This window comes from Nocardioides renjunii (genome assembly GCF_034661175.1).
GTDB classification, from domain to species: domain Bacteria; phylum Actinomycetota; class Actinomycetes; order Propionibacteriales; family Nocardioidaceae; genus Nocardioides; species Nocardioides renjunii.
The window spans coordinates 3,328,655-3,340,245 of sequence record NZ_CP141058.1; the positions used below are offsets into that span (position 1 = coordinate 3,328,655).

The window sequence follows — 11,591 nt, forward strand, 5'->3', positions numbered from 1 at the left end:
GGGTGCCGGACATGTCAGAACCCCGTGCAGGCGAGACAGCAGCCGAGACCGCCGTGCGTGGCCACACCCTCGGACCGCACGTCGTCGGGCAGCGGATCGTGGTCCGCCACCTGCTCCCGGACGGCCGCGCGACCGACGTCCTCGGGACCTGTACGGCGTGGGGCGCGGGCACGCTGACGATCGAGCGCGACGGCCCGCACGCCGGCGCCGGCCCGGTCGTCGTCGCGCTGGCCGACGTCGTCACCGGCAAGCCGGTCCCGCCCCGCGCGTCGGTGCGGGCGTGGGTGGGCGCGCGCGAGTGCGAGGAGCGGATCGCCGCCCTGTGGGCCTCCACGACGACGGAGCCGCTCGGGTCGTGGCTGCTGCGCGCCTCCCCTCCGCACGGCGGGAGGCTGCGCCGCCGCGGCAACTCGGCGTTGGCCATGGACGAGCCGGGCTTCGGCTGGGTCGACGCGGCATGGGGCGTACGGCGGTTCTACGACGGCCTCGAGCAGACGCCGTTGATCCAGGTGCAGCTCGGGTCGGCGGTGGAGCAGAAGCTCGCCACCTTGGGCTTCACACCGATGGGGGACGGCGATGCCCACGCGCAGCTGGCGCCGGTCGCGCAGGCGCTGAGGTCACTGCGGGCGGTGGCGCCGGAGGCCGACGCCGAGCTCGACGAGACCGCGGACCGGGTCAGCGTCAGGCTGGCGGGAGGTCGTGCCACCGGGACCGGCGTGCTGTCGGACGACTGGCTGCTGGTTGAGGGGCTGGCGGTGGACGAGGGCCACAGGCGGCGCGGGCTCGCGAGCGGCGTGCTGGTCGAGCTGCTCGACTGGGGCGCCTCGCAGGGCGCCCGGACGGCGATGCTGCACGTCGAGGTCGCCAACGAGCCGGCGCTGGCGCTCTACGCGCGCCACGGCTTCGTCACGCACCACACGAACCGCTACCTCGTCGGGCGCTGACCCTGGTCGGAGCAGCCCGGCTACTCGTCGACGGCGTCGGGGTTGGTGCAGATCACCGTGTCGCTCGGGGTGTACGTCGTGCTGAACACCTCGTCCTCGCGGGACTCGGTGTTGCCGTTGACCGGCTCGAAGTAGCGCACGACGTCGATGTCGAAGCCGCCGTAGCCCTCGTTGGGGTGGCAGGTGAGGGAGTCGATCCGCCGCGTCTCCGGCTGCGTGATGTTGTAGCGCTCGCCGGTCGTGGTGGTGATGTCCCAGTACTTGGTGGAGTACATCGTCGCGGTGACCACGCCGGAGGACGACGGGGTGGACGGCGTCACGTTGGTGTCGATGAGGACGCCGTAGGGGGTGTCGTTCCTGAAGCGCAGGTCGACGGCACCCCAGGCCACCGTGGCCTCCCGACCGACGGGGTAGCGGTCGATGTAGAACGAGTGCGGCTTGTGCTCGACGTCCTCGAGACCGGCGAAGAACATCGCGTTGAAGAGGGTGGTGGCCATCTGCGAGACGCCGCCGCCGAGGTCCTGGACGAGGATGCCGTCGCTGATGACGTAGCCCTTGGTGAACCCGTTGGCCTCGGTGCGCTCCCCCACCGTGTCGTTGAGCGAGAACGTCTCGCCCGGCTTGAGGAGCGTGCCGTCGATGATCTCCGCGGCCCGGCCGATGTTGATGTTGCGGTACTCGGCGTAGGGGAAGTAGGTGGTGAAGCTGGACACCCGCTCGCGCACCTGGAGGTCCCGGGCGTCCTTGGTCGTGAAGTCGGGCTGCGCCGCGGTGGCGTCGAGCGTCATCGTGCGCTGGCCCTGCGGCTTGGCGACGGTGTCGAGGAAGCCGGCCTCGAGCTGCGCCCGGTCGAACGTGACGCCGGGCCTGGCCGGGACGACCTGCGGCCGGCCGCCGACCAGGGCGACGCTCGCGTCGACCGGGGCGCCGGCAGTGACGAGGCCGTCGACGACCTCGCTGAGCGCGGCGCCGTCCAACGTCGGGACGAGCTCGCCGTCGGTCGGCACCAGGCTGAGCGCGGCGGTGTAGTCCGCGGGGAAGACCTTGACGTCGGACCCCTCGAACCGCAGCGTCACCGGGGCGGCCACCGCGGGCGAGGCGAAGCCGTCGAGCGCCTCCCGGACGTCGCTCGCGTCGACCTGGGGCACCACCTCCGCCATCTCGAGCGCGACGGTGCCGGGGGCGTCGTCGAGGTAGGCCTCGCGCAGCGCGGTCAACGTGTCGCTCGGGTCGAGCGCCGAGCCCGTACGGGCCTCGGTCGTGCTGATCTCGGCGCCGTCGAAGGCGATGGCGCCGTCGCGGGCCGGGGTGCCGTGCTGCTCGTCGAGGCGGGCCCGGTAGGCGTTGTAGGCGGCGTCGTCGACGGTCACCTCCGCCTCGAAGTCGTCGCCGCCGGTGAAGTAGTTCCAGAGCCTCACCGGGTCCCAGCTCTCCTCGCCGCCCGCCTCGGCGACGGACGCGTCGTAGTCGACGCCGAGACCGGCCTCGGACGGGACGACGGCGACCTGCTCGCCCTCGATCGTGGTCGCGATCTCGCGGTCGACCTTGTCGGCGAGCCCGGCGCGCAGCCGGTCGGCCGCCTCGTCCTGCGGGTGCCCGCCGATGCGTACGCCGGACACGGTGGTGTTGCGCGGGACCTTGTCGCCGGCGACGTAGTGGGCCGCCACGTAGAGGCCGCCGAAGATGACGACGAGCCCGAGGAGCAGCCAGCCGACGACCTTGGCGCCCGCCTTGTCGCGGGGTCCGTCGGTGGTCTTCGGGTTCTTCGGCACGCCGCGAGTTTAGGTGGCCGACCCCGGATCCCCCGGATCGTCGGCGCGTGCGCGACCCGACCCGACGGTCGCCAGCGCGGCCACGAGCAGGACGGCCGAGCCGGCGAGGAACGACCAGCCCGCGGCGTCTGCCCCGACGAGGAACCCGCCCGCCGGGCGTTCGAGCGCACCCCGCAGGACGGGTGTGCACCACCCGAGCGCGAAGCCGACCCGCGTCTCTCCGGGTGGCAGCCAGGCCAGTGCCACCAGTGCGGCGACCAGCGCGAGCGCCAGACCCCACCAGAGCTGGTGGAGCAGGGTCCCGGCCACCCCCGACACGACGCCGACGACCAGCGCGCCCGCCACCCGCAGGGCGGCCAGCAGCGTCGTCACAGACCGGCGAAGAGGTCCTCCTCGAACCCGTCGGCGCCGGTGGGTCCCGGGGTGCCCTTGACCAGGCGGTAGAACTCCTCGGCCCACCACGAGTGGCCGCTCTCCGCGCCGGAGAAGAACGACCCGTCGGGCTCCACCTGGGTGGCGTGCTTGGCCAGGGCGTCCATCTTGCGCTGCACGGTGGCGCGGCCGTCGACCCGCGCGCTGATCAGCTCGTCGGGGGTGACGAACGGCGGCAGCTTGCCGTCGGGCTCCATCCCCTTGAAGGTCTCGGTGTCACCGGACGCGCGCAGCTGGCGCAGGCTCTCGCGCATTCGCGACTCGCTCATCGCGGTCCAGTAGATCTTCGCGACGTCGTGGGGCTCGCCGAGCTCCAGCTTGTAGGACGGGGCCGCGGCCAGCTGGGCGGCGTACATCGCGACGCGGTGGGCCTGGATGTGGTCGGGGTGGCCGTAGCCGCCGAACTGGTCGTAGGTCACCAGCACCTGCGGGCGGACCTCGCGCACCACCTTGACGAGCTCGTCGGCGGCCGCGTTGAGGTCGGCGGTCCAGAAGGCGTTGTCGGGAAGCGTCTCGGACGGGATCGCGTGGCCGTCCTCGTGCCACTGCATGCCGGAGTCGTGGAAACGGCCGAAGCCGCCGAGGAAGCGGTGGTCGGTGACGCCGAGGACCTCCATCGCCTCGTCGAGCTCGCCGCGGCGGTGCTCACCGAGCCCGCCCTTCTCCTCGTAGGCGAGGTGGGCCAGCTCGGGCACCAGCACCTCGCCCATCTCGCCGGCCGTGCAGGTGACGAGGGTGACGCCGACACCCTCGTCGACGTAGCGCGCCATCGTGGCGCCGTTGTTGATGCACTCGTCGTCGGGATGGGCGTGGACGAGCAGCATGCGGTGGTCGGTCATGGCTCCAGACTAGGAGCCGGCTCCGACAAGGCCGAACGCCTCCTCCAGCGTCGGGATCCGCTCGTGACGCAGGTGGGTGGCGAGCGGCCGGCCGACGTGACGGAAGTGCCAGCTCTCGTGGGCGTAGCCGGTCATCCGCTGACCCCCGGCCGGGTAGCGCAGGACGAAGCCGAACCGGTGCGCGTGGCGCCGCAGCCAGCGGGCCTCGCGCGTCCTCGCGAAGCACGCCTCGACGTTGCACGCGCCCGTCGAGGCCCGGCCCAGGTCGACGGCGAGGCCGGTCTGGTGCTCGGAGTGGCCGGCGGGCGCCGTGGTCCGCGCGGCCCGCTCGGCCCCGCGGGCGGCCACCGCGCCGGCGTACAGCTGAGCTTGGCGTCCGTGGGACCGGTAGGCACTCATCACGCGCAGGTCCAGCCCGGCGCGACGGCCGGCGCCGAGCAGCGCGGCGAGCGGACGTACGACGCGCGGGTGGACGAGGTAGCCCTCGACGACCGCCAGCTCGGGCCGGTGCGTGGCCGGGCGCAGGGGGCGCCGCTGGTTGACCACGACCCAGGGGCTGCGGGGGTCGTCGATCGAGTGGCGCGTGAGGTCGAAGGGGTCGGGCTGCCGCAGTGGCGCCGGGTCGGCCGCAGGGGCGCCGCCACCGGCCGGCTCGCCGGCCTGCTCGCCGGCCTGCTCGCCGGGCGCCGACCGCGCCGGCGCGGTGGTGTCGGCGCCGGCCGAGCAGCCCACCATCAGCGCCGTCACGACCACCGCGACGACGATGCCGGCGGCGCGGTGGCCCACGGTCAGGCCCGCTTGATGCGGCGGGGCGCGTCAGGCAGGTCGAGCGGCGCCACCGGCTGCTCGGGGGCGGGCTCCTCGTCGAGCCACCCGTCGTGGGTGTCGACGAGCACCTCGAGCATGAAGCCCGGTGCGTCGCTGGTGATGGCCCAGGGGTGGTCCTCGTCGTCGTCCTCCCCCGCCAGCCGCTCGCGCTCCAGCTGAGCCTCGAAGCCGTCGGCCCGCAGCCGCGCCACGGCCGCCCGTGCGTCGTCCTCGTCGAAGAAGATGGCCCTCACGGGGGCCATTCTCCATCACCCCCTCCCACCCGGTAGTCCCCATCAATCGGGTCGTGCCGGACACCCGCCGACGACCCGAATGATGGGGACTACACCGACTCGAGCCCGCGCGTACGGGCCCACGGCTCCCACCACGCGGGCTTCTCGAGCGTCCACCGTCGGCGATCCGGCGGCAGGAGCAGGCATCGCTCGCGGGCGGCTCGCATCCGTGTGACCACGAGGTCCGTGTCGAGGAGGTCGCCGCCCACCACCTCGAAGACCTCGATGCCCGCCGTGCGGAGCCGCTCGTGCCGGGCGACGTCCTGGCGATGCCGTTGGCCGTCCTTGTGGTCGGCGCCCTGGTACTCCCCCGCGCAGCCCATCTCGTCGAACAGGTCGGGGATGGCCAAGAGGTTCCCGTCGAGGTCGAACACCGGCTTGTTGCACAGCGGACGCGGCAGGTCGGCGTCCCACATCCACGCGAGGACCATCCGCACCTCCTGCGGACTCCAGCACCCGAGTCCCGCCACGGCGGCCACGTCCCGCGCCAGCCCGACGCCGGTCCACGCGTTGCGGGAGGCGACGTACGCCCTGAAGCCGCCGGCGCTCACCTCGCGAGCAGCGATGGCCATCTCGATGTCGACGACCGCCTGCCGAAGGATGCGGTGGCGGCGGACCTCGTCGAAGAGCGCTCGTTCGGCCACCGCGGTCCACACGCCGTCGACCAGCTCGCGCTCGCCCGGCGGCAGCTGCTCCCAGCTGATCGAGATCCTCGGGTCGGGTCGGAGCAGTCCGTGGCCCACCACCACGGGGACCGGCAACAGCTCGTCGGCTGCTGCGGTGCCGTCGAAGAACGTCGCTCCCCGCCAGCGGAGGGCCGCCCACCCCGTGACGGCTCCGTGCATCCGGATGCGGCTGCCCTGCTCGAGGATGCGCTGCTCGACGTGAGAGCCGTCGGTGTCGGCCGGGACGTACATCCCGGCGGACGTCTGCCGCCACCTTGGACCCCGGGCCTGCGACTTCGTCGGGCCGGACACCCCGCGGACATCGACGCGGAGCGGGCGGACGAGGTCCGTCGCGCGGGGCGTACGCGGGGACCACCGGTGCTCGTCCATGCGACGAGCACAGCCGTGCAGGCTGGCCACCGCTGCGCCCGCGGTGCGCGGCTGTGGACGAGCGGGCGGGGCGGCCTCCTGTGGACGCCTGGCGGTCCTTCTCCCGGGGTAGTCCCCATCAATCGGGCTGCTCGGAGGCCCCCCGGGCGACCTGTTTGATGGGGACTACCCCGACGGACACCCGCAGGGAGGGCCAGGGGCAGACCGCCGCTGGCTAGGGTCGCGGCATGCGATCCGAAGGCGACACCCCGCCCGAGCCCGCAGACCTCCCAGAGGACCCGGCAAACGACGGGCCGGAGGACCCGACGGACCACCCGACGGACAACACGACGGACGACCAGCAGGCACGCCCGACGGCCTCCGAGGTGCCGTACGTCCAAGGCGTGCACCTGCAGCGCACCGACGAGAACGTCCGGGAGATCGCCGCATTGACGGCGATCACCGGCGAGCCGCCGGGGCTGGCCGGTCTCCTCGACGACCTGAAGTACGACGTCCGCCGGGCGCGGGTCGTGCCGAGGCTGCTCGGCCGGGCGGTGCGGGAGGCGTGGCGCTGGGACGCCTACGACGAGCGCGACCTGCAGTGGTACCCGCAGGGCATCTCGACGAGCGCCGACGCCTCGGACACCGGCGACATCGACGGCCGCCGCGTCGTCGTGACGACGTGGTACTCGACCGGCAAGGACGGCATCAAGCGCGGGTCGCGGGTGAGCTTCGTGGATCTCGACTCCGGCACGTACCGCCACGTCCTGCTGGTCTCGCCGGTCTTCGACAAGGCCGGCAACCTCACCCTGCGACCCACGAGCATCCACGCCGGCGGGATCGTGTGGGCCGGGCCCTACCTGCACGTCGCCGCCACCGGCCGCGGGTTCGTCACCGCGCGCGTCGACGACATCATGCGGGTGGCCGGCGACGACGACCACCCCGACGAGCTGGGCATCGAGGGCACCGCCCTCCGCTCCTTCGGACACCGCTACGTCCTGCCGGTGCGCTTCACCTACCAGGCGCACGCCGACGAGGGCCACGAGAAGCTGCGCTACTCCTTCATGTCGCTGGACCGGCGATCGGACCCGCCGGCGCTGCTCGCGGGCGAGTACGCCCTCAAGCGCGACGCCACGACCCGGCTGGCGCGCTACCACCTCGACCCGGAGACGTGGCAGCTCGCCGTGGGCGACGACGGGTTCTCCCGCCCGATCGCCGTCGACGAGGGCGGCGTGCGGCAGATGCAGGGCGCCGTCATCGCGTCGGGGCGCTACCACGTCACCGTCTCCCACGGACCGTGGATGCCCGGGTCCGTGTGGTCCGGGCGGCCGGGGTCGATGCGCGAGCGCCGGTGGGCGCTGCCGATGGGACCGGAGGACCTGTCCTACTGGCCCTCGACGGACCGGCTGTGGTCGGTCACCGAGCACCCGCGGCGCCGCTTCATCGTATCGATGGACCGGTCCTTCTTCGACTGACCCCGACGAGGCCGACGAGGCCGGCGAGGGTCAGCCCGGGCTGTGCCACTCGGTGACGTAGGGCAGGCCGCCGACCCACTCGACCCGCGCGCCGTACATCGCGCGCCGGCCCTGCATCCGCGGCTTGTGGTCCCACTTGCCCGTGCCCGCGCAGGGCAGCGCGGTGCCCCGGCACGTCCACCCGTGCAGGAACATGGTGGTCGCGCCGCCGGCCACGTCGACCAGGTCGGCGCCACCGGGACCACAGAGCCCGGTCGTCGCGGTGTCGAGCAGCACGCCGGTCTCGGCGAGGCTCCAGTCGAGCAGGCTCGTCGAGCGCAGCCAGCGGGTGCTGTAGCTGCACCGGGTCCAGTCGCCCTCCGAGGCGAGCATGACGTAGCCCTCCGGCCGCGCGGCCAGGACCGGGTTCTCGATCACGCCCTCCGAGCGCAGCACCTCCACGCTCGTCGCGCCGGTGCGCACCGACTGGCCGTCGCGGGTCAGCTGCACCAGCCGGATGGTCGAGGGGATGCGGTCGGTCTTGTAGAGCAGGTACGTCGACCCGTCGGGGTCGCGGAACAGCGAGGGGTCGATCACGCCGGCGCGCGGGAGCGTCGGGTCGCGCGGCAGGAGCGGGTCCTGCGCGGGCGGCGTGTCGGCGTACGACGGGCACACGAGCGGCGCGCTCCCGACCGGGCGGAACGGCCCGCGGGCCGAGCCGGACCGCGCGACGCCGATGCAGCGCCCGTGCTCGCCCATGCCGCGCACGGGGGTGGCGTAGTAGAGGAGCCAGCGGCCGCGGACCCGAGCCACGTCGACGGCCCACACGCCTCCCTCACGCGACCAGTCCGGGCGGTGGGTCAGCAGGCTGGGGCCGCGGCGCCACGGGCCGTCCGCGCTCCTCGACCAGGCGTGCGGGACCCGGTCGCCGGTGGCGTAGGCCACCAGCCCGCCGGGGGTCGCGACGACCGCGGGGTCGGGGAAGTCGACGTCGAGCACCGGTCGCGGGACCGCGTCCTCGGCGAGCGCCGGCCCGGCGACGGCGAGGGTGACGGCGGTCAGCAGCAGCACGAGCAGGCGTACTGCTCCCCGGATCGGCACCGGGGGACCGTACCTGCTCGGGCTCCCTCAGGGGCGCAACGTCACGGGAAGCGTCTCGAAGCCGCGCAGGATGCGGGTCTCGCGACGCCGGGCGCCGGGCTCGAGGCGCAGGTCCGGGAAGCGCTCCCAGATCGCTCGCAGCCCGACCTCGCCCTCCATCCGGGCCAGCTGGGCGCCGAGGCAGTGGTGCCGGCCGGCGGAGAAGGAGATGTGCTCGCGGGCGTTGGCGCGGGCCACGTCGAAGCGCAGCGGGTCGGCGAAGACCTCGGGATCGCGGTTGGCCCCGCCGAGGATGGCGGTGACCATCGACCGCGCTGGCACCCGCTCTCCGGCGAGCTCGGTGTCGCGGACCGTCATCCGGCCGGTCAGCAGGACCGGCGGGTCGAGGCGCAGCGCCTCCTCGACGACGTTGGTCCACAACGACGGGTCGGCGACGACGCGGGCGCGCTCGTCGGGGTGGTCGTGCAGCAGCGCGATGCCGTTGCCGAGGAGGTTGACCGTGGTCTCGAACCCCGCCGCCAGCACGAGGCCGGCGGTCGCCTTGAGCTCTGACTCGTCCAGTCCCTTCCCGTCGGCGCGCGCGGCGACGAGCTCGCTCAGCAGGTCGTCGCCCGGGGTGCGGCGCAGCCGCTCGAGGTGCTGGCCGAGCCACGCGTCGAACTGCGCCAGCGCGCGCGTGACCGAGCGGTAGCGGCGGAACCCGAGGCCGAGGTCGAGGCTGGGCGCGGCGGCGGAGCCGAACTCGAGCACCTGGCCGCGCTCCGCCTCGGGAACCCCCAGGATCTCGGCGATGACGGTGACCGGCAGGACGGCGCAGTAGGTCTCCACGAGATCGACGACGCCCGTCGCGCGCGGCTCGAGCGCGTCGAGCAGGTCGGCGGCGATCTCCTCGGTGCGCTCGCGCAGCCGCTCCACCGCGCGCATGGTGAACACGCGGGTCACCAGGCGGCGGTAGCGCGTGTGGTCGGGCGGCTCGGTGACGAGCAGCGACGGCGGCTCGACGGGGTGCAGCGTCGTCGGCGCGGACCAGCGCGCGACCCGGCCGAGCGTCCCGCTGCTCGTCGGCAGGCCGGTGCGGAAGTCGTCGCTGGTGAGCACGTGGCGCACCGCGGCGTGGCTGGTCGTGACGAAGCCGATGCGCGAGCGGTAGACCGGTCCGTGCGTGCGGATCTCCTCGACGAGGTCGAAGACCTCGTCGCTGCCGCGCGAGCCGACCCGGATGAGGCGGGCCTGCAGGTCGCCGCGGTCGGCGGCGCGACGCAGGAACACCGTCGGCAGCCCGTGCGCCACTCCCCAGTGGACGCCCGACCTGACCTCGTGGGCGACCTGCAGGTCGGCTATCGAGGTCATGGACGGAGGGTAGTCCGGACCTCTCTAGGGTGGGCACATGTGGCTCGTGGTCGACCTCCTGCTCGTCGGCGTCTTCGCGGTGGTCGGTCGGCTCAGCCACTACGGCACGCTGACGGCCGGCGGCTGGTGGACCACCGCGTGGCCGTTCCTCGTCGGGACGCTCGTCGCCTGGGCGGCGCTGACGGTGGCGCGACGGCCGCCGGCGGCACCGACCTCGGGCGTCGTGGTGTGGCTCGGGGCGCTGGTGGTCGGGATGCTGCTGCGCCAGGCGAGCGGCCAGGGCACCGCCACGGCGTTCGTCGTCGTGGCGACCCTCGTCCTCGGCGCCCTGCTCGTGCTGCCTAGAGTCGGTGCACGTGCCCGACGCTGATGCCCGACCCCGCAGCTCCGCAGTCCCCTTCGGCATCCTCCTCGTCGCCGTCGTCCTCGTCTCGGTCAACCTGCGCCCGGGTGCCTCCTCGCCCGGCCCCGTGCTGGAGGAGGTGCGCGAGGGCCTGGGCATGAGCGCCGGCGTCGCCGGCGCGATGACCGGGCTGCCGGGCCTCTGCTTCGGCCTGGTCGGCGCGCTCGCCGTGGGCTTCGCGCGGCGGGTCGGGATGACGGCCGCGATCGCGATCGGGCTCACCGCCGCCACGGTCGGGCTGCTGCTGCGGGTCGCCACCGACGACGTACCGGTCTTCCTCCTCTTCACCCTGGTCGCGCTCGCGGGCATGGCCGTCGGCAACGTGCTCGTCCCGGCCTGGATCAAGGCCCACGGCCACGCGGTCGTGCTGATGACCGTCTACGGCACCGGCCTCGTCGTGGGCGGCACGGTGGGCTCGCTCGTCACCGCGCCCGTCACCGAGGCGTCCGGCTCGTGGAAGACCGGGCTCGGCATGTGGGGGCTCATGGTGGCGCTGGCCCTGCCGCTCTGGGGCTGGCTGGCACTGCGTGAGCGACGCTCCCCCGCCGAGCACGACGTCAGTGGGGAGGCCGCGCCGAGCGGTCGGATCGCGCACTCGCCGACGGCCGTCGCGCTCACCGTCCTGTTCGGCGTGCAGTCGATGCACGCCTACGTCCAGTTCGGCTGGCTGCCCCAGATCTACCGCGACGCCGGCATCTCCGCGTCGTCCGCGGGCGCCCTGCAGGCGCTGCTCTCGAGCGTCGGGATCGCCGGCGCGCTGGTGATGCCGACCATCATCGCGCGCAGCCGCGGCCTGCACGCCCTGATGATCGCCTTCGGCGTGATGCTCGCGCTCGGCTACGCCGGGCTGCTGGTCGCCCCGGCCACCGTCCCGTGGCTGTGGGCCCTCCTGCTCGGCCTGTCGGGACTGGCGTTCCCGACCGCGATCGCGCTTATCACCGCCCGCACCCGGCACCCGTCCGTGACCGCGCAGCTGTCCGGCTTCGTGCAGCCCATCGGCTACGCCCTCGCGGCGATCGGGCCGTTCGTCGTGGGACTCATCCACGAGGCCACCGGGGACTGGCAGCTCGTGATCGTGCTGCTGGCGCTGACGTCGGTGCCGCTGACCCTCGCGGGACTGCGCGTGGCCAGCCCGACGTACGTCGACGACGAGATCTGAGCG

Annotated in this window: 12 protein-coding genes; 4 read left to right on the forward strand and 8 right to left on the reverse strand. The window is 73.7% G+C overall.

The annotated features are described in order from the left end of the window. The first annotated feature begins 11 nt into the window (after positions 1-11). Positions 12-944: a GNAT family N-acetyltransferase gene (locus tag SHK17_RS15900; protein WP_322919914.1), complete on the forward strand. Its 933-nt coding sequence runs from the start codon at positions 12-14 to the stop codon at positions 942-944. 20 nt (positions 945-964) lie between these two features. Here the strand turns inward: SHK17_RS15900 and SHK17_RS15905 are convergent, their stop codons facing one another. The 6 genes from SHK17_RS15905 to SHK17_RS15930 all read right to left on the reverse strand — a co-directional run bounded on the left by SHK17_RS15905 (position 965) and on the right by SHK17_RS15930 (position 6,142). Then, positions 965-2,716, reverse strand: coding sequence for a VanW family protein (locus SHK17_RS15905; protein WP_322919916.1), 1,752 nt, complete (start codon positions 2,714-2,716; stop codon positions 965-967). A gap of 9 nt (positions 2,717-2,725) precedes the next feature. Then, the gene (locus SHK17_RS15910; protein WP_172265715.1) at positions 2,726-3,088 is read right to left on the reverse strand and encodes a hypothetical protein; all 363 of its coding nucleotides are present in this window, start codon (positions 3,086-3,088) and stop codon (positions 2,726-2,728) included. Then, positions 3,085-3,987 carry an N-acetyl-1-D-myo-inositol-2-amino-2-deoxy-alpha-D-glucopyranoside deacetylase gene (gene mshB, locus SHK17_RS15915; protein WP_322919918.1) on the reverse strand — a complete coding sequence of 301 codons (903 nt, stop codon included), beginning with the start codon at positions 3,985-3,987 and terminating at the stop codon, positions 3,085-3,087. Before mshB ends, SHK17_RS15910 begins: the two co-directional genes overlap by 4 nt. 9 nt (positions 3,988-3,996) lie before the next feature. Beyond that, a complete protein-coding gene (locus tag SHK17_RS15920) occupies positions 3,997-4,773 on the reverse strand; it encodes a M15 family metallopeptidase (protein WP_322919919.1) in 777 nt (258 codons plus the stop codon). 2 nt (positions 4,774-4,775) lie between these two features. Next, the gene (locus SHK17_RS15925; RefSeq protein WP_322422925.1) at positions 4,776-5,048 is read right to left on the reverse strand and encodes a hypothetical protein; all 273 of its coding nucleotides are present in this window, start codon (positions 5,046-5,048) and stop codon (positions 4,776-4,778) included. Between the two features lie 89 nt (positions 5,049-5,137). Further along, entirely contained in the window at positions 5,138-6,142 is a 1,005-nt protein-coding gene (locus SHK17_RS15930) for a hypothetical protein (protein WP_322919921.1), read from the reverse strand. Positions 6,143-6,369: 227 nt separating this feature from the next. Between SHK17_RS15930 and SHK17_RS15935 the strand changes: the two genes are divergently transcribed. Beyond that, positions 6,370-7,596, forward strand: coding sequence for a hypothetical protein (locus tag SHK17_RS15935; protein ID WP_322919922.1), 1,227 nt, complete (start codon positions 6,370-6,372; stop codon positions 7,594-7,596). Positions 7,597-7,626: 30 nt separating this feature from the next. Here the strand turns inward: SHK17_RS15935 and SHK17_RS15940 are convergent, their stop codons facing one another. Then, positions 7,627-8,676, reverse strand: coding sequence for a family 43 glycosylhydrolase (locus SHK17_RS15940; protein ID WP_172265733.1), 1,050 nt, complete (start codon positions 8,674-8,676; stop codon positions 7,627-7,629). Positions 8,677-8,703: 27 nt separating this feature from the next. Continuing rightward, entirely contained in the window at positions 8,704-10,026 is a 1,323-nt protein-coding gene (locus SHK17_RS15945; RefSeq protein WP_322919923.1) for a cytochrome P450, read from the reverse strand. Positions 10,027-10,063: 37 nt separating this feature from the next. Here SHK17_RS15945 and SHK17_RS15950 point away from each other — a divergent pair, with 37 nt between their 5' ends. Continuing rightward, positions 10,064-10,396 (forward strand): DUF3054 domain-containing protein, encoded by a 333-nt coding sequence (locus tag SHK17_RS15950; RefSeq protein ID WP_172265740.1) that lies wholly within the window; start codon positions 10,064-10,066, stop codon positions 10,394-10,396. After that, on the forward strand, positions 10,383-11,588 hold the full coding sequence (locus SHK17_RS15955; RefSeq protein ID WP_322919925.1) for an MFS transporter: 1,206 nt from the start codon (positions 10,383-10,385) through the stop codon (positions 11,586-11,588). The genes SHK17_RS15950 and SHK17_RS15955 overlap by 14 nt, the downstream gene beginning before the upstream one ends. Positions 11,589-11,591 lie beyond the last annotated feature (3 nt).

Coding starts and splice junctions, on each gene's coding strand:
- SHK17_RS15950 (WP_172265740.1), top strand. CDS start 10,064: ATGTGGCTCGTGGTCGACCTCCTGCTCGTCGGCGTCTTCGCGGTGGTC.
- mshB (WP_322919918.1), bottom strand. CDS start 3,987: ATGACCGACCACCGCATGCTGCTCGTCCACGCCCATCCCGACGACGAG.
- SHK17_RS15930 (WP_322919921.1), bottom strand. CDS start 6,142: ATGGACGAGCACCGGTGGTCCCCGCGTACGCCCCGCGCGACGGACCTC.
- SHK17_RS15900 (WP_322919914.1), top strand. CDS start 12: ATGTCAGAACCCCGTGCAGGCGAGACAGCAGCCGAGACCGCCGTGCGT.
- SHK17_RS15945 (WP_322919923.1), bottom strand. CDS start 10,026: ATGACCTCGATAGCCGACCTGCAGGTCGCCCACGAGGTCAGGTCGGGC.
- SHK17_RS15935 (WP_322919922.1), top strand. CDS start 6,370: ATGCGATCCGAAGGCGACACCCCGCCCGAGCCCGCAGACCTCCCAGAG.